Genomic DNA, 16776 nt, shown 5'->3' on the forward strand with positions numbered 1-16776 from the left:
CCGTTGCCGGGGCGGCGGTGGCGTCTTGTCGCCGTGCAGGGCAAGGTCGGAATCCGGGCCCGGCTCGCCGGCGGACGGGCGGGTGTGTGTGGACGAGTTCGGGCCGCTGAACCTGCAACCCCGCCCCGGCCGCGCCTGGCGACACCATGGGCAGCCGGTGCGGCTGCGGGCCACCTACACCCGCGACCAGGCGACGGTACAGGGTCAGATTTCCGCCGTCCATCTCGTAGTCAAAGCCTTTCACTCCCGCAGGACACGGATCATGTCAACGCGAGCGGCTGCTATTGCGGGAACCAACCCTCCGGAAAGCCCGGCGGCCACCGCAGCGATGAAGCCGTACACAGCAGCTTGCCACGGGAATCCGGGCTGATCGATGGCGGAAGCGGGATCCAGGACGCGCGGGACGTACCAGGTTACACCGATGTAGGCGATCCCGATCGCCAAAGCGGCCGCTAGTGTGCTGAGGGTCAGCGTGGTGGTGAGCACGAGCCCGAGTACACGTTTGCGTGTCGCTCCGATTGCACGACGAAGGCTGAGTTCGCGGGTGCGTTCTCGTAGTGTTGCGAGCCCAATATTGAGCAGTCCGACTACGGCGACGAACAGAGTGACTGCGGCCACGACGCTGATTAAGCGCTGGGTCCGCTCCAGGCTTATCAGGAAGTCTGCCAGGCTGCTGGTCAATTGTGGGTCTGCACCTTGGTCTTGTGCCGCCAGCGCGTCGTCGATATCGCGCATCTTCTCGCGGATCATTGCCTGGCTTGCCCCGGGGTAATGAACGAGGAGCTCTGGACCTTGCCCTGAGTGACTCGTGATCGACGGATTAAAGTGTAATGCCGATCGCAGTGACTGGTAAATTCGCGGTTCGCGGCGTCCATCGGCGACGACGCCGATCACTGGCCGATCGTAGGGAAGAAGGTTCCCACTCAGGCGGATCCTCAGTCTACTTCCTACGCTGCCCCCGAGTTGCCTGCTCGCAACGTCGTTCAGCACTACACCGTCAGGGAAGACTGCTTCCCCTGCTGGCAGCCACGTGCCGCCGAGAACGGGCATCCGCCGTACGAGGTTCAGGTCAACGGTTGCCAGCACTATACGCAACGACTCGGACTCTCCGGCGAAGTCGCCGAGGATGGGTGCCGCCTCACCGGGCCGCTCCATTTGAAGCGCGTAGTGTCCGCCGGTGGCGGACACTTGACGGTCGAGTTCCTTGGTGACTTCGGTCAGTCTGGCTTCCGTGATGAGCCCATAGTCCAAGGTCGTAGCCATTGTCCATAGGCGGCCGTTCATCTGCTCGTCTTGAGCGACAAAGACCTCGCGTACGACAGTTCCGATCGTAGTGACAGCGACCAGTGACAGAATCGCTATGAACAGGCCAAGCGCGGCCAAGACGGATCGCACTTTATGTGCACGCAGATCCAGCGCGGCGTCTCGCATCAATCGCATGTCATGCCACCGAGTCGTGCAGGGTGCCGTCGCGCAGGCGCATGACACGATCTGCCCTTGCCGCAACCTCTACATCGTGAGTCACCAGCACCAAAGCCGTCCCGTTGCCCCGCGCCTCGCCGATCAGGAGATCAAGCACGTCTTCCGCCGTCGCTTCATCCAGGGAGCCTGTGGGCTCGTCTGCCAGGATGACGCGTGGCTTTCTCACAAGCGCACGCGCCACCGCAACCCGTTGTTGTTCGCCCCCTGACAGCTGGCGAGGATAAGCATTTCTGCGAGCGTCGAGTCCGACCGACGCCAGCCCCTCATCCACTCGTCGCCGAATCTCCTTCGTGGGGATCCGTTTGCCTTGCATAAATGGCAGCGCCACGTTCTGGGCAGCCGTCAGGTGCGGCAACAGAGAGTAGTTCTGGAACACGAAACCGATATGCGCACTACGCAGATGCGACCTGGCTGAGTCGGTGAGCCCGGCGGTGTCGTGACCAGCGATGTAGACGGTTCCGCTGTCGGGCCGGGCGAGAAGTCCGAGCATTGCGAGTAGCGTGCTCTTTCCACTCCCTGACCGTCCTACCACGGCCACGAGCTCCCCACCGTGCACCGAAAGGTTCACATCACGCAAGATCTGCAAACGCTCGCCGAGGGCGAGGCCGACCGCCTTGTTCAGACCGTTGACTTGAAGGGCATGCATCGCTATCGCACAAGAGCCGGAGGCGAAGCGAGTACCCGCATACCAGCATCGAGTCCGGAAGTGATCTCCACGATTGCGCCGTCGGTTGCGCCGAGCCCAACCTCGCGAATGGTGACAGTCCCGTCATCCAGCACCAGCGACACCTCGCCTCGGTCGGCGGATCCCGCGACCGCTGTCACCGGAAGCGTGGGAACGTTGGTGACCTGCCCGCTCGTGATAGCGATCTGACCCTGAAGGCCAGCAAATGCACGAACGTCTTGCGGGACAGCGCAGACGACCGTCGGGCTGGCGGCAGAACCTGCCTCGGGGTTCGGCTCGACCGACGGCACCTCTAACAATGTGCAGTCGAACCCAGCCGGCCCACCTGTTATTGACCCAGTCGCCTTCAGATCTCCGCTCAGGAGACGGTACGCGTCGGTCGGGGGCAAAGCACCCTGTAGCCCAAACCCGAGATACCGCAGTTGCGCGACAGGCACACCACCCACGACCTCCCCGCCGTCGGGAACCAGCCATCGCTCGAACCGTGCTGCGACGGATGACCTGACATCTCGTGCCTTCAACCTGAACACCGGCGCACCCTCGCTTACTTCACCGCCTTGTCCACCGACCCAGGTATGCCGCACGATCCCATCGCTGGGCGCGAGAATGCTAAAGGCTGGGAGCGGGAGCATAGTGCCGTCAATAGCAACGACAGCGCTAATGTCGCGGCGCACAACTTCCACTGTGCGCGGATCTGGCGCCGAGGCCCCCGCGATGCCCGCCGTGGGAGATTGTCCGTCCTCCCTGAGTGCCAATGTAGCTACTACCCCACCAGCGCCCCCTATCGCCGCCAGAGTTAGGCCCACCAGAATTCCCAGTGCTTTCCTCACCGGGGTGGCACCGGGCAGTTCAACTCAGTGGTCTCTGTCAGCGGGCGGAGGTCGCCAGCACGGGTAGCCTCCAGCTTGGAATCCAGAGTCGCCCTATCATTCGGCAAGAGGCCGACTTTGTAAAATGGAGTCTCAGGGACCCGCAGCACCTGCGCCAAGGCGGCGGCTCGATCGGCTTCCACCGTCGCGTCAATTAGTGCGCGACTCCATGCGCAGAACCAATACGAAGTCGCATCGACGCTACCGGTATTGAGGCCGTAAACTATCCCAGCTCCATCAGCCGCTACGTCCTTGTAAACGGGCTCTGGCGGCCACTCCCAGTCGCTGGGAAGCGCCCACTTCTCGGCTTCGTCCCGGTACTCCCGCTCGGCCTCCTGATGTGTAAGCGCAGGAGGATTGCCGCTCCCCGCACCTTCAGCAGCGCTATTGCTGCAGGCGCTCGTCAACAGCAACACGCCAGCCAGAATAGTGGCCGGGGCAAAGTGAACCTTGCGTAAACCGAGTGCCTCGGAGTTCAGATTTGCGCTGGGGCTCTGCTTTGCGCGCTCTCGTGGCACCAAGAGCTGAAGCATTTTCCCCAATTCGTTGCCTTCCTGTTCAATCTCTCCGCACGAAACGTGCGGCCGCGAAAAGTTTGGAACTCCGAGCTCGCCAGTAGTCGCCTCGTAGAGTGGCGTGGTGATGCTGTCGCACCCATCCAATGAATCAATCGACCAGCTGGTGCGCTTCGCTCTACTGTTGATAGCGTAACTGGCTGGCGTGGCATGCGACCTAGTAGTACTGTTGTCCCGTGAAGTCGTTTGAACCGCAATTGAAATCGCACCAAGTAATTCGACGGAACATGTTCTTGAACTGGTATCCGTTCGACATGCCGGAGTAGAGTGTTTGCGTGTTGTTTAGGGTATGAAAATCGGAGTAGTTGAGTAGGCTGCAATTAGTGGAGGCGGGGCCGATCCTCAGCCCGCTAGTCGGGAGAGCGCTGAACTTTGCCTCAACGATCCCGTTGCCCTCCTTGTAGCGAATATTGCTAGAGCAGAAGTAACTCGCGTTGCTGTAAACGGTGCCCGAGATACTCCTCCACCTGGCGGCATGGGCTGGAGATGCCACCACCAATGTGGATGCAGCAGCGAGGAGAAGCCCAGCCGCAGCGGCTGCGATCTTTCGTGAACTAACTCTGATCCTCATTCTCGGATCCTCCGAAGAAATATTGCGATGGCTGGAACCCCGACACCTGCCTTCGCGCATTCCGGGCGTTGAGTCCTGCGCCAAACGGAATCGCGCAGTTGATCTTACGTCGACGGGCATCGCTGCGCAAGCGCATGTTCCCGAAGGTGCTGACTGGGGGCAGGTCCCAGGGCCGGTGTAGTTGGATGAGGTGTTTCCGACCTGGAGTTTTATGTCTGGGGTGGGTCTACTGCAGACGGGTGTGACTCCAGAGCCAAAGCAAAGTCTGTTTACTGTGGCCGGGATGTGTTGAGCAGGGCGGGATGGGCGTTTTGTCGGCGTGGTGGTTTTCCTCGTCGAACAGGACGTCACGGCCAGTGGGTAGCGGACCCCGTCCGGCATCGAGCTGACGCCAGACTATGGCCGGCGCCGATTTGTGATGGCGAGATGCCTCACCTTGCGCTGCGGCATCCGGCGAGCAGGCGGGCCACCATGTCCTGCGCCTGGGCCCGCTCGTAGCCCGGGCCGAGGATGCACAGGTTCCCCACCGCGCGCATGAGGGTGTACGCGGTCACGCCGGGGTCGATCTCGCCTGCGGAGACACCTGCGGCGATCAACGACGCGCAGGCCGGGACGAGCTCGTCGAGCATCAGCGAATGCAGGGTGAGCAGGCTCGGGTCGTCGGACTGCAGGGCGACCCCCAGCCCGTGCTTGGTCACCAGGAACTCCACGAAGGCCCCGATCCAGCGCGTCAGGGCCTCGCCGGGCGCGATGTCCTCTCGCTGCAGTGCCGAGGCCAGCGCCACGCACTCCTCGATCTGGTGGCGGTACACCGCAGTGACCAGTTCGGCGCGGTTCGGGAAGTGGCGGTAGACCGTGCCGAGACCCACTCCGGCCCGTCCGGCGATGTCCCGGATGGGTGCCTGCACTCCCTGCTCCACGAAGACCGCCGCAGCGGCGGCGAGAAGTGTCTCGCGGGTGCGGCGTACGCCTGCCTCGCGTGCCCCGGGCGACTCGGTCACGGTTCCTCCTTGTTGGCGGAACATTGTTCCGCTAGCTTTGACGGAACGGTGTTCCGCCAATTGTGGCAGGCGCCCTCCCCGCGGCAGAGGAAGCAGCGACATCATGCACCTGCACCAACTCGCCCAGCAGATCATGGCGATCAAGCCCGTCCCCGTGCCCACCACCGGACGTGACTTCGACCTGGCGGTCAAGGTCACCGCCCCGGTTTCCGGCCACGACCTCCCAGTGCTCGTGTTCTCGCACGGCAACGCCTGGTCCATGGACGCCTACGAGCCGCTCGTCGACCGGTGGGCCGCCACCGGCTTCGTCGTCGTCCAGCCGACCCACCTCGACTCCCGCCGCCACGGCCTGGGGTTCGACGACCCGCGATTCGGCACCATCTGGCGAGTCCGAATCGCCGACCTGCACGCCGTCCTGGACAACCTCGACGACATCCTCGGCCGAGCGGGGCTGGCCGGCCGCACCGACCGGGAGCGGGTCGCCGCCGTCGGGCACTCCTGGGGTGGTCAGAGCGTCGGCACCCTCCTCGGTGCCCGGGTGCTCGACGCCGACGGCACGCCCGGGGAGGATTTCTCCCATCCCTTGGTCAAGGCCGGGGCGCTGCTCACCGCGACCGGTACCGGCGACTCGCTGACCCCCTTCGCGGTGGAGCATCTGCCGTTCATGCGGCCGGACTTCTCCACCATGACCACGCCGGCCCTCGTCGTCGCGGGCGGCAAGGACCAGTCGGCGATGTCCACCCGTGGGCCGGACTGGTTCACCGACGCCTACCACCTCAGCCCCACGCCCAAGAGCCTGTTCACCATCACCGACGGTGAACACACCCTCGGTGGGGTGGCCGGCGAGCAGGTAGCCGAGACCAGCGACGAGGATCCCGCCCGCGTGGCCCTGGTAGCCGAGGCGGTCTCCGCCTATCTCCTCGACACCTTCGACCTCGACGGTACGACCTGGAAAGCTCTCACCGAAGGCGCTGCGGCCAGCGACTGCGCCTACCACGTCGAGCACAGGTGAGCCCTGGTGCCTACCGGGCCGGAGCGGGTGCGCCCCGGCCCGGTACCTGCTCAGTGGTGCCGGCGGAGGGCAGTCTTGCTCTGTGGGTGCTGATGCTGCCTGTTCAGCCGATAGGGGATGCCTCTCCATGTAAATACTTCGTGAGGAGGTCGAGGGCGTGCGGCTCGAGACACCACTGCTCGACCACGCGTGTCGCGTGATTGATGCGGTTGGGCTGGTGACGGGCGAGGCTCAGGAGGTTGACGATGTTACTCGGCGAAACGGTCTGGCCGGAGGCGAACAGTTGCGTGTAGGGGAGCAGCAGCAGGACTGCTGCCGACCGATGGAGTTGCGACAGCCGCATGAACCGTGTGGTCGACACCTGCGGGGCGAGAAGGGCGATCTCCTCGCGCATGGCCGCGAAGCCGTGCAGGCGTGACTCTGGGGCGGTCAGCCAAGGCCATGGCTGGCTGATCATAATGTCGTAAAGCTCGGACAGTCGCGATAGGAGCCAGCCGTCATGCGCATCGCCTCGGTCGTTCGTCAGCGCCAGCGTTAGCAGGAGCTGTGTTTTTGACGCTAGCCCGACCTGACCCACAAGGGTTTCCTGGTAAAGAATCCTGATCCCGTGTTCACGTAGGTGCTCGGGCCGGGGATCAAGCATCGCCTCCCACCGGTGTGCCTCGCTCGGCAGTTCAAGGTCATGCATGCGAGCGGCGATGTGCTCGGTCATCTCGTTGTCGTTGCGCGAGAAGTTCCTGAGGAACGCGAGTAGGAAGGCCGGAGTGTTCTTGGCCCAGCCGACGTCAGCGAACGCCGCCGATCGGCTGAGCAGTGCGTCGATTACAAAACTCGCGACACGGCTGGCGTTCTCCGGTAGCGAAACCAGCAGGAGATCAGATAGCGGCTGGTCGATGAACCGGATCTCGGATCGAGGGCCGTGAGGCAAGAAGAGGCGTCGGGAGTCGGCCGGGACCGCGCACGAGCGATTGATCGCACGTAGACACAGATCCTGGAGTGACGCGTTGTTGAGTGTCAGGTGGCTGGTGAGCCGAGCTGCGAAGCATAGCCGGACAGCATCTGTCGCCTTGTTGTCGTCGCGTACAAGGTGGGCTACGAACCGGTTGGCGCCGCCGTCGCTGTTGCGGTCCAGGATCTGCACTGCTAGTTCGCTCACCACCGACCAGGACGCGTCGCCGATGCGCGGGCGCAACGCTTGCCAGGTGGCCTCGACCGTCTCTTGCTTGCGTACCAGGTGCAGGGCGGCGAAGTACTCCAGGAAGGTGCTGTGTGTGAAGCCGTACAGCGGCCCCTGACTATCGGTTCCGGTCTCGGTGAGCACCCAAGCCCGACCGGCGCAGAACGCGAGGAAGTCCTCGGCAGCAGCGGCGGCCTCGTGGTCGGTGGCGTAACGTTCTTCTCGCAGGTACTTGGTCAGGAAGCCGAGAATTTCCCGCTTCCGCATCTTCTGCCCCTTAGAGGGGTCAGCGAATAGCTTCCAAGCAAGTTCGGTGATAGCCGGCCTGACGTCAACTACGTACTTCAGGGGCACGGAGATGTCGCGGCGTTTGTCCCAGCGCTCGAACAGCAGTTCGGCGCACTGCTCGTATATTTCGGTGCGGTGTCGCGGAATGTAATGTTTCGAGGCGTAAAGCGAGCAAAGCAGCGACAGGAGAAGTGGGTTGCGGCGCAGGTCGTCCACTGTCTCCGTTTCGGCCATGAGGCCGTGGGCCAAGCGCTCCCGCTGCGCCGGTGTCGAATCATTGTCGAGGGCGAACCATTTCACGGCGTACTGCTTGCACTGCTCGCCGGTGAACGGCCGTACCAGTGCGCGAGGGAAGGATCGAGGATCGAGCGGTGCTTCGTCATAACCGATGATTCGTGAGGTGACAACCATTCTGGTGTCGGGATATCGGTTGGAGAACGCCTCGACCAATTCGCCGAAACGGCAGCGGGCCTCACGCGTGCCGAGTTCGTCCACGCCGTCGATGATCACGACCGCGCTTCCCGATTTCAGTAGGTACTCCAGTCCGTGCTCGGGTGGTGTGACGTTATAGGGGTTGCGCGACGTTGCGTCCAGAAATTCGTTGAGCGTGTGACCGCCTTGGAGCAGGTGTGCATGATCCCGCGCGACCAGTAGGAAGGGCACCTTGTCGGTGAGCCCGGGAACATTATCGGTTGCCAGGTCAAAGGCCAGCTTTGCGGCAAAGGTTGATTTGCCGGCACCAGGATCGCCCAGTACGACGAGCCGGCGGTGAACCGCGAGCAGTTCGCGAATTCTGAACGATCGGGTGGGATCCGCGTTCTGGGCGAACGCGGGTTCGACGTGGAGGCTGCCATAGCTGGTTATCGGTCCGGTTGCGAGATGAGTCAGACGTAGAATGGACCGGAGCTCGCGGACCTGGCGACGCAATTGCATGCTGTACTGGTGGATGATCGAGAGGCCCCGTAGGTGCGCTACGAACTCGTTGTTGCGCAGTTGATGACAGGCCATCGCGGTTGCAGCGCTGGCCGCCTGGGGTTGTCTGGCCGCGTCAAAACGTTGCATTGTTCCTACAATGACGACCGTCAGGAACTGCAGGATTATATCACCGCCGATTCGGACGTCCCCCGAGTCGAGGGAGGTGACACGGCTCAGGCTGCTGCGGATCTCATGCAAAAGGTTCGTGTGTCGATCGTTATCCCAGCCAGTCGCCTGCCATAGCAGCACTTGATTTGCCAGGAATTCAAACTGCGCGGACTCGAGGAATCTGTGCAATTCGTCCGCGTTTGCAGGGTTCAGTCGTTCGAGGAATTCGGCGATAGTTTGCTGGGCGACGGGATGTTCGATTTTATCTTTGAGCCGTCTGGTCTTCCAGGTTTCCTTGATTGTGGCCCCGAGGTATTTCGCTGCCTGCGCGCTGGACCTTATGAAGATGCTCTCGATCGACACTCGTGCGATTATGCCATGGGCAATTGAATGAGCCCTATCTTTCGTGATCAAAGGCTCCTGAGCAGGCACTCGGCGGCGTGTCGCTGCTCCAGATAGGACGAATCTCTAGGCAGGGCGGCAGTCGACCAAGACGGAGGTGCGTCGTGGAGTTGGATCGTCAAGGCCATCGACCTGGCCACTGTCCCGGCGGATCCGTACCGCCACCTGTGCGGCATCGAATGGCTACGGCACGACGGGCCGCGAGTCGTGCGACAACGGGCGGTTGTCGCCGACCATGAACATTTGGCCTCGCGGTCCGACGACAGGTGCAGGAATCGGTGCGGCCGTGTCACTGGGGGTAAATCAGAGGTCGGGACGGGTACCGTTCCAGCCATGCGCTACGTGCGGCTCGACACCCCGAAACCCCTGTCCAAGATCGGCCTAGGCACCTGGCAGTTCGGGTCGCGGGAGTGGGGGTACGGTCCGGACTACGAGAAGTTGGCGGGGGCCATCGTCCGGCGGGCGGTCGAGTTGGGCGTCACCCTCTTCGACACCGCAGAGCTGTACGGTTTCGGTCGCAGCGAGCGGATCCTCGGCGCCGCCCTGACCGAGGCCCGGGACAAGGTCACCGTCGCTACCAAGATATTTCCGGTGCTGCCGGTGGCCGCCGTGGTGCAGCAGCGGGCGGTCGCCTCGGCGGCCCGGCTGGGGACCACCCGCATCGATCTCTACCAGGTGCATTCGCCCAACCCGGTGGTCAGCGATCAGAACACCATGCGGGGGATGCGGGCCCTCCAGGAGGTCGGCCTGGTCGGCGAGGTGGGGGTCAGCAACTACAGCCTGCGTCGCTGGCAGGTGGCCGAGGCCGCGCTGGGCCGTCGGGTGTTGAGCAACCAGGTGCGCTACAGCCTGATCGACCGCAAGCCGGAGGACGACCTTCTGCCGTACGCGGAGCAGGCCGGTCGCCTGGTCATCGCGTACAGCCCGTTGGCGCAGGGGTTCCTCTCCGGGCGGTACGACGCGAATCATCCGCCGGTCGGGGCGGTGCGCAGGGCCAACCCGTACTTTCTGCCGGAGAACCTGGAGCGCGGCACCGCCCTGATCGAGACCCTGCGTCAGGTGGCCGCCGCGCACGACGCCACCCCCAGCCAGATCGCCCTGGCGTACGTGTTGCGGCACCCCAACGTGGTGGCGATTCCGGGGGCCTCCACGGTGGAGCAGGTGGAACGCAACGCCGCCGCCGCGGAGATCGACCTGGCCGAGGACGAGTACGCCGCTCTGGTCAACGCGGCGCGGGCGTTCCGCCCGGTCACCGGGCTGGCCGCCGTACCGGGAATGCTCCGGGCCCGCGCCGGACGCTGACCAGCAGCCAGCGACGAGGGTCGGTCAGGGTAGGTCGCGGGCGTAGCAGATGGACAACGGCGCTCCCCGGTACGGGCCGAAGTTGTCGATGCGGTGGTAGCCCTCGCGCTCGTAGAAGCGCATGGCCTCGGGCTGGGCGGTGCCGGTCTCCAGCAGCAGGGTGCGTACGCCCAGCTCGCGGGCCTGGTGCTCCAGGGCGCGCAGGATGGCGACGGCGACCCCGGTGCCCCGGGCGGCCGGGATGACGTACATCCGTTTGATCTCGGCGGAGTCGGGGGTGAGCGGGCGCAGGCCGCCGCAGCCCACGGCGGTGCCGTCGGCGTCGCGGGCGACCAGGAAGACCGGGACGCTGGCGGCGGTGGGTTCCTCGCCGGGTTCGTGGTTGTCGTTGCCGTAGCGGGCGTCGAGTTCGACGCGCTGCGCCTCGCGCAGCCGGACCGCGTCGGTGGACTCCCACGGCTCCTGGTCGACGAGGACCATGACGACCTTCCTTCCGCCCAGACTCCGTAACAAGCGTTACCGTAACGTACGCTACGGATCGGCTCTCCCGGAAGGGGTACGGATGGCCAGACGACGTGACCTGGTCGACCAGCAGCAGCGGCTGTCGGCGGCCACCTGGTCGGTGCTGGCCGAGCGGGGTCTGTCCGGCCTGACCCTGCGGGCGGTAGCCGAGCGGGCCGGCTGCACCACCGGGATGGTCCTGCACACCTTCGCCGACAAGCAGGCTCTGCTGGTGCACGCCCGGGAACTGCTGCACCGGCGTACCGGCCAGCAGGCCGACGCGGCGCAGGCGGCCGCGGACAGCCCTCGGGCGGCGCTACGGGCCGTGCTGTGGCAGGCGGCCTCGCCGACCGAGGAGAAGCGGGAGCAGGCACGGGTGTGGGTGGGTTTCCTGGCCGCAGCCCTGGCCGACCCGGTCCTGGCCGACCTGCACCGCTCCTACAACCGCCGGTTCGTCGACCGGATCGCCGCTCTGGTCGCCGAGGCACGGCCGGACCGGTCGCCGACCGACTGTACGGCCACCGCGACCAGCCTGGTGGCCCTGGTCGAGGGGCTGAACGTGCTGGCGGCCGTCGATCCGGCCGTCTACTCCGACCAGGCCCAGCGCGAGGCCATCGACACCGCCCTGGCCGCTCTCTGACCCGTTGGTCAGGGGAGGGTGAAGTCCAGCCGGACGACTCCGCCGGCGGTGACGGTAGCGGTCTGCGGCGGGCTGTCCCGCTCCTCGCTGCTGATCACGATCTCGTAGCGGCCCGGCAGGAGTCGCCACTCGTACTGCCCGGTGTCCCCGGTGAGCACCCCGATCTCCGGTATCGCCGGAGCCGGATCGTCGAGGGCCCTGACCTGGACGGCGGCTCTCTCGACGGGGGCGCCGGCGGCGGTGGTGACGGTGCCGGTCACGATGCCGGTCGTCTCGTCCATGGTCGAGGGCGGTGCCGGGCCGTCGTCCGAAACCGGGCGATCACCGCCGACCATCAGCAGGCTCGCCCCGATCAACAGCGGCGTGGCGATCAGGAGTATGAGCACCCCGAGGCGCTTCCTGCTCATGACTGCTCCCCTCCAGGCATCCACGACGATAGCTGAATGCGCCGCCCGGGTCACCGGTTCCACGCCGGTCGATGTCGATCCCTGTCTCATGCGCCGCTACGGTTGGTTTCGGACAAATCGCGTAGCGCATCGATCATCTTTGTGGTCCGCGCCGCCACCCGGGGCCTTGCGGTATCGACAATCCGACCCGGTCGGGCTAGCGGGCCTGATCGCGGCGAGTGCGAGCTAGCGTGGTCTGGTGAGCAGCTTTCCGGCAACTCCGATCCCGTCGCCCGATCTGCCCGCCACCCTCGGCGCGTTACGCGCCGCCGGATGGCGATACCGCACCGTCAAGCAGGAGTTGCGGGACAACCTGCTGGCCCGGATGCGGGAAGGTGCGCCACGCTTCGCCGGCATCGTCGGGTACGACGACACCGTGCTGCCCGAGGTGGAACGGGCGCTGCTGGCCGGACACGACATGGTGCTGCTCGGCGAGCGGGGCCAAGGCAAGACCCGGCTGATCCGGTCCCTGGTGGAGCTGCTGGACGAGTGGACCCCGGTGATCGCCGGATCGGTGCTCAACGAGCACCCCCTGCACCCGGTCACCCCGTCATCCCGGGCGCTGGTCGCCGAGGCCGGCGACGACCTGCCGGTCGGCTGGCTGCACCGCTCGATGCGCTACGGCGAGAAGCTGGCCACCCCGGACACCAGCGTCGGCGACCTGATCGGCGACGTCGACCCCATCCGGCTGGCGCAGGGGCGCACCCTGGGCGACCCGGAGACGATCCACTTCGGTCTGGTGCCGCGTACCAACCGGGGCATCTTCGCGGTCAACGAGCTGCCCGACCTGGCCGAGCGGATCCAGGTGGCGTTGCTCAACGTGCTGGAGGAACGGGACATCCAGGTACGCGGCTACCAGCTGCGGCTGCCGCTGGACCTGCTCCTGGTGGCCAGCGCCAACCCGGAGGACTACACCAACCGGGGGCGGATCATCACCCCGCTCAAGGACCGGTTCGGCGCCGAGATCCGTACCCACTATCCGACCGACCTGGAGTTGGAGCTGGCGCTGATCCGGCAGGAGGCCGACCTGGTCGCCGAGGTGCCGGAGCACGTGCTGGAGGTGCTGGCCCGGTTCGCCCGGGCGGTACGCGACTCGCCCTCGGTGGATCCCCGCTCCGGGGTCTCCGCCCGGTTCGCCATCGCCGCCGCGGAGACGGTCGCCGCCGCCGCGTTGCGCCGCGCCAGCCTGCTGGCCGCCGATGCCGAGGCGGTCGCGCGGGTGGGGGATGCGGTGTCGGTGACCTCCACCCTGCGCGGCAAGGTGGAGTTCGAGAGCGGGGAGGAGGGCCGGGAGGCCGAGATCCTCGGGCATCTGCTGCGTACCGCCACCGCGGAGACCTTCCGGGCCCGGCTGGCCGGGCTGGACCTGTCCGGATTCACCACCCTGGTCGAGGACGGCAAGGCCATCGAGACCGGGGAGTTGGTCTCCGCGACCGACCTGCTGAGCCAGGTGGGCACGGTACCCGGCCTGGCCAAGGTGCTGGACCGGCTCGGTGTCGGGGACGCCCCCAGCCCCGGGCAGGCCGCCGCCGCGGTCGAGTTCGTCTTGGAAGGACTGCACCTGAGCCGTCGGCTGGGCAAGGACGTCACCGACTCGGGGCGGACCCGCTACGGCGGCCGGGACTGATCATGGCCGGCAACCGGTTCCGGTACGGGCAGTGGCGCGGCGGCCCCGACCCCCTGGCCCCGCCGTACGACGTGCAGGCCGCGGTGGATCAGGTGGGCCAGGAGGTGCTGGCCGGGGGCAGCCTGCGTCAGGCACTGCGTGACCTGCTGCGCCGAGGCCCCAAGGGGTCCCGCGGGCTGGACGAGTTGACCGCCCGGGCCCGCCGACTGCGGCGGGAGATGCTGCGTCGGGGCGAGCTGGACGGGGCGGTGACCCGGGCCCGGGGCCTGCTCGACCAGGCCCTGGCGGCCGAGCGGGACGAGTTGGCCAACCGGCAGGACGAGCCGGCCCGGTTCGCCGAGACCATGCTGAGCAACCTGCCCCGCTCCACCGCCCAGGCCGTACGGGAGCTGGCCGGCTACCAGTGGGCCAGCGACGAGGCCCGCCAGCTCTACCAGCGGATCCTCGACGGGCTGCGGGAGGAGGTGCTCGGCCAGCGGTTCGCGGGGCTGCGCGAGTCGGCGCAGTTGGCGGCCGACCCGGCCGTGCAGCAGCGGCTGGCCGAGATGATGCGGGACCTGAACGCCCTGCTGGCCCGGCACGCCCGCGCCGAGGACACCACGGACGCCTTCGCCGAGTTCATGCGCCGGCACGGCGAGTTCTTCCCGGAACGACCCGGGAACGTCGACGAACTGATCGAGCTGCTGGCCCGCCGGGCGGCGGCCGGGCAGCGGCTGATGAACTCGCTGTCCGAGCGGCAGCGTACGGAGCTGTCCGAGCTGATGCGGCAGTCCCTCGGTGACCGGCTGGCCGGGGAGTTGGCCGCGCTGGAGCAGAACCTGCGCTCCCTGCGACCGGACCTGCGCTGGGGGCGCGGCGAGCGGACCCAGGGCGGTCAACCCCTGGGGTACGGCGAGGCGACCGGGGTGCTCGACGAGGTGGCCGAACTGGATGACCTGCTGGACCAACTGGGCCAGGGGCACCCCGGGGCCACCCTGGACGACATCGACGTCGAGGCGGTAGCCCGGACGTTGGGTCGCGACGCCGCCGAGGACGTACGCCAATTGCGGGAGCTGGAGCGTGAGCTGCGTCGGCAGGGTTGGGTGACCCGGGATGCCGAAGGGCTGACCCTCAGCCCCAAGGCGCTGCGCCGGCTAGGGGGCACCGCTCTGCGTCAGGTCTTCGCCGAGCTGACCGCCGGCCCGCGCGGGCGACACGACCTGCGTTCGGCGGGAGCCGCCGGGGAGGTCAGTGGGGCCTCCCGCCCCTGGGAGTACGGCGACGAGCAGCCCCTGGACGTGGTGCGTACCCTCACCCGGGCGGTGGCCCGGTCCGGGCCGGGGGTGCCGGTGCGGCTGGCGGTGTCGGACTTCGAGGTGGTCGAGACCGAGCGGCGGGCCGCCGCGGCGGTGGCCCTCTGCGTGGACCTGTCGTACTCGATGATCTCGCAGGGCCGGTGGGGCCCGATGAAGCAGACCGCGCTGGCCCTGGCCCACCTGATGGCCACCCGGTTCCCGCAGGACGCCTTGCAGATCATCGGATTCGGCCGAGAGGCGGCGACCCTCAGCCAACAGGAGTTGGCTGCGGTGGAGCCGGACCGGGCCCAGGGTACGAACCTTCAACACGCGCTGCGGTTGGCCGGTCGGCACCTGAGTCGTCATCCGGACGCCGAGCCGGTGGTGCTGGTGGTCACCGACGGGGAGCCCACCGCCCATCTGGATCCCGAGGACGGGGAGGCGGTGTTCTGCTGGCCGCCGCTACCGGAGACGATCGATGCGACGATCCGGGAGGTGGACCGGCTGGGTCGGCGCGGGGCTACCCTGAACCTGTTCATGCTCGGCGACGACCCCGGGCTGCGTCGGTTCGTCGACGCGGTGGCCCGCCGCAGCGGTGGCCGGGTCTTCACCCCGGACACCGAGGACCTGGGCGAGTACGTGGTCAGCGACTATCTGCGGGCCCGTCGGGGTCGGCGCTAGCTGCTTCCCAGGATCACTGGAGGGTCCAGCGCTGGGCGGGGTTGCCGTCGCAGGGGGCCTGGACCAGGTCGTCGCCGGCCGCCGCGCCACCGCCGTTGACCTGGGCGCACTTGCCGCTGTGCACGGCGACCAGCAGGGCCGCGCCGCCGTCGACCGGCTGCAGGCGCCACTGCTGGTTGGCCTCGCCGTGGCAGCGGAACTGCAACACCCGGGCGCCGTCGTCGCCGCTGCCGCCCTCGACGTCCAGGCACTGGTTGTACGCGGCACTGGTCAGGGTGACCGTGTCCGGGCCGAACCGGTTGACCACCCACTGCTGTTCCGGCCCGCCGGAGCACCCGGCCAACTCGGCCAGGGCCATCTCGCCGGCACCGTCTAGCCCCAGGCACAGGCCCGAGCCGACACTGCGGACCACCCTCGTGCCGACCACCGGGTCCGGGGCGGGGGTGGGAGTGGGGCTTGCCGAAGGCGTGGCCTCGGGGTCCTCGACGATGGTCAGGGTCGGTTCCGTCTCGGTCGGGCTGGGCGTGACCGGGCTGCTCAGCACCGTGGGGGAGGATGGCGGGTCGCCACCGCCGAGCACCTCGGTGGCGAACAGCACCCCGACCAGGACGCCGACGAGCCCGACCCCCAGGGCCGTGCTCAGCAGCGGATCGCGGAGCAGGCCCCGACGGTGGGTGCCGTAGACCCGGCCCGATCCCTCGGTTTCCGACATGCCGGCATCCTGGTCCACGCCCGCCGGGCCGGGCCAGCCGCCCCCTGTCGCGGTGACTCAGTCGACGACCCGGACGTCCTTCCAGAAGGCCACCCGGTCGCGGACCATCTCCGCCTCCGGCAGCGGCTGCGGGTAGTACCAGACCGCGTCGGCGCTGGTCCGGCCCGCGTGTTCCAGCGTGTAGTAGGAGGCGGTGCCCTTCCACGGGCAGAAGGTGTGGGTGTCGGAGGCGCGGAGCAGGTCCTCCCGCAGGGCCGAGCGGGGGAAGTAGTGGTTGCCCTCCACCACCACGGTGTCCTCGCTCTCGGCGATGATCAGGTCGTTCCACACAGCTTTCGGCATGACTCCACGCTAGGCCCGCCCCACCGCAGGCGGATACCGCAGACACGGAGTATCCGAAATGCCCTCAGGGGCATCCCCACGCATCGTCGGCGCGTAAAGTGATCCC

The 16776-nt window shown here is 66.9% G+C and carries 14 protein-coding genes; 5 read left to right on the top strand and 9 right to left on the bottom strand.

Going from position 1 to position 16776, the window contains the following annotated elements; all coding sequences use genetic code 11:
• Positions 1 to 240: 240 nt before the first annotated feature.
• The 4 genes from ABZ795_RS03710 to ABZ795_RS03725 form a co-directional block, all read right to left on the bottom strand.
• The gene (locus tag ABZ795_RS03710; protein ID WP_357528562.1) at positions 241 to 1431 is read right to left on the bottom strand and encodes an ABC transporter permease; all 1191 of its coding nucleotides are present in this window, start codon (positions 1429 to 1431) and stop codon (positions 241 to 243) included.
• Between the two features lie 10 nt (positions 1432 to 1441).
• Positions 1442 to 2128 (bottom strand): ABC transporter ATP-binding protein, encoded by a 687-nt coding sequence (locus ABZ795_RS03715; RefSeq protein ID WP_357528564.1) that lies wholly within the window; start codon positions 2126 to 2128, stop codon positions 1442 to 1444.
• A gap of 2 nt (positions 2129 to 2130) precedes the next feature.
• Positions 2131 to 2697, bottom strand: a complete 567-nt coding sequence (locus tag ABZ795_RS03720; RefSeq protein ID WP_357528566.1) for a hypothetical protein — start codon at positions 2695 to 2697, stop codon at positions 2131 to 2133.
• Between the two features lie 1916 nt (positions 2698 to 4613).
• Positions 4614 to 5183 carry a TetR/AcrR family transcriptional regulator gene (locus ABZ795_RS03725; protein WP_357528568.1) on the bottom strand — a complete coding sequence of 190 codons (570 nt, stop codon included), beginning with the start codon at positions 5181 to 5183 and terminating at the stop codon, positions 4614 to 4616.
• 103 nt (positions 5184 to 5286) lie between these two features.
• Here ABZ795_RS03725 and ABZ795_RS03730 point away from each other — a divergent pair, with 103 nt between their 5' ends.
• On the top strand, positions 5287 to 6195 hold the full coding sequence (locus ABZ795_RS03730; protein ID WP_357528570.1) for a chlorophyllase: 909 nt from the start codon (positions 5287 to 5289) through the stop codon (positions 6193 to 6195).
• 103 nt (positions 6196 to 6298) lie between these two features.
• On the opposite strand, the gene ABZ795_RS03735 is transcribed toward ABZ795_RS03730, so the two are convergent.
• Complete coding sequence (locus tag ABZ795_RS03735) at positions 6299 to 9106, bottom strand: NACHT domain-containing protein (RefSeq protein ID WP_357528572.1); 2808 nt, start codon at positions 9104 to 9106, stop codon at positions 6299 to 6301.
• A 372-nt stretch (positions 9107 to 9478) separates the two neighbouring features.
• Between ABZ795_RS03735 and ABZ795_RS03740 the strand changes: the two genes are divergently transcribed.
• On the top strand, positions 9479 to 10447 hold the full coding sequence (locus ABZ795_RS03740; protein WP_357528574.1) for an aldo/keto reductase: 969 nt from the start codon (positions 9479 to 9481) through the stop codon (positions 10445 to 10447).
• A 24-nt stretch (positions 10448 to 10471) separates the two neighbouring features.
• Here the strand turns inward: ABZ795_RS03740 and ABZ795_RS03745 are convergent, their stop codons facing one another.
• Positions 10472 to 10927 carry a GNAT family N-acetyltransferase gene (locus ABZ795_RS03745; RefSeq protein WP_357528576.1) on the bottom strand — a complete coding sequence of 152 codons (456 nt, stop codon included), beginning with the start codon at positions 10925 to 10927 and terminating at the stop codon, positions 10472 to 10474.
• A gap of 82 nt (positions 10928 to 11009) precedes the next feature.
• On the opposite strand from ABZ795_RS03745, the gene ABZ795_RS03750 reads away from it, so the two are divergent.
• A complete protein-coding gene (locus ABZ795_RS03750; protein ID WP_357528578.1) occupies positions 11010 to 11588 on the top strand; it encodes a TetR/AcrR family transcriptional regulator in 579 nt (192 codons plus the stop codon).
• An 8-nt stretch (positions 11589 to 11596) separates the two neighbouring features.
• On the opposite strand, the gene ABZ795_RS03755 is transcribed toward ABZ795_RS03750, so the two are convergent.
• A complete protein-coding gene (locus ABZ795_RS03755; protein ID WP_357528580.1) occupies positions 11597 to 11995 on the bottom strand; it encodes a carboxypeptidase-like regulatory domain-containing protein in 399 nt (132 codons plus the stop codon).
• 238 nt (positions 11996 to 12233) lie between these two features.
• Between ABZ795_RS03755 and ABZ795_RS03760 the strand changes: the two genes are divergently transcribed.
• The gene (locus ABZ795_RS03760) at positions 12234 to 13661 is read left to right on the top strand and encodes a sigma 54-interacting transcriptional regulator (protein WP_357528582.1); all 1428 of its coding nucleotides are present in this window, start codon (positions 12234 to 12236) and stop codon (positions 13659 to 13661) included.
• Between the two features lie 2 nt (positions 13662 to 13663).
• The gene (locus ABZ795_RS03765) at positions 13664 to 15616 is read left to right on the top strand and encodes a VWA domain-containing protein (protein ID WP_357528584.1); all 1953 of its coding nucleotides are present in this window, start codon (positions 13664 to 13666) and stop codon (positions 15614 to 15616) included.
• Positions 15617 to 15629: 13 nt separating this feature from the next.
• Here the strand turns inward: ABZ795_RS03765 and ABZ795_RS03770 are convergent, their stop codons facing one another.
• Together ABZ795_RS03770 and ABZ795_RS03775 are read right to left on the bottom strand one after the other, a co-directional pair.
• Positions 15630 to 16328: an RICIN domain-containing protein gene (locus tag ABZ795_RS03770; protein WP_357528587.1), complete on the bottom strand. Its 699-nt coding sequence runs from the start codon at positions 16326 to 16328 to the stop codon at positions 15630 to 15632.
• Between the two features lie 57 nt (positions 16329 to 16385).
• Complete coding sequence (locus ABZ795_RS03775; RefSeq protein WP_327022562.1) at positions 16386 to 16670, bottom strand: DUF427 domain-containing protein; 285 nt, start codon at positions 16668 to 16670, stop codon at positions 16386 to 16388.
• Positions 16671 to 16776 lie beyond the last annotated feature (106 nt).

Source organism: Micromonospora sp. NPDC047134, from assembly GCF_040643455.1.
Lineage (GTDB): Bacteria > Actinomycetota > Actinomycetes > Mycobacteriales > Micromonosporaceae > Micromonospora.

Bases quoted from the DNA above. Each gene is read 5' to 3' on its own strand.
- ABZ795_RS03740 (WP_357528574.1), top strand. From the start codon at position 9,479: ATGCGCTACGTGCGGCTCGACACCCCGAAACCCCTGTCCAAGATCGGC.
- ABZ795_RS03765 (WP_357528584.1), top strand. From the start codon at position 13,664: ATGGCCGGCAACCGGTTCCGGTACGGGCAGTGGCGCGGCGGCCCCGAC.
- ABZ795_RS03710 (WP_357528562.1), bottom strand. From the start codon at position 1,431: ATGCGAGACGCCGCGCTGGATCTGCGTGCACATAAAGTGCGATCCGTC.
- ABZ795_RS03775 (WP_327022562.1), bottom strand. From the start codon at position 16,670: ATGCCGAAAGCTGTGTGGAACGACCTGATCATCGCCGAGAGCGAGGAC.
- ABZ795_RS03750 (WP_357528578.1), top strand. From the start codon at position 11,010: ATGGCCAGACGACGTGACCTGGTCGACCAGCAGCAGCGGCTGTCGGCG.
- ABZ795_RS03770 (WP_357528587.1), bottom strand. From the start codon at position 16,328: ATGTCGGAAACCGAGGGATCGGGCCGGGTCTACGGCACCCACCGTCGG.
- ABZ795_RS03730 (WP_357528570.1), top strand. From the start codon at position 5,287: ATGCACCTGCACCAACTCGCCCAGCAGATCATGGCGATCAAGCCCGTC.
- ABZ795_RS03715 (WP_357528564.1), bottom strand. From the start codon at position 2,128: ATGCATGCCCTTCAAGTCAACGGTCTGAACAAGGCGGTCGGCCTCGCC.
- ABZ795_RS03755 (WP_357528580.1), bottom strand. From the start codon at position 11,995: ATGAGCAGGAAGCGCCTCGGGGTGCTCATACTCCTGATCGCCACGCCG.
- ABZ795_RS03745 (WP_357528576.1), bottom strand. From the start codon at position 10,927: ATGGTCCTCGTCGACCAGGAGCCGTGGGAGTCCACCGACGCGGTCCGG.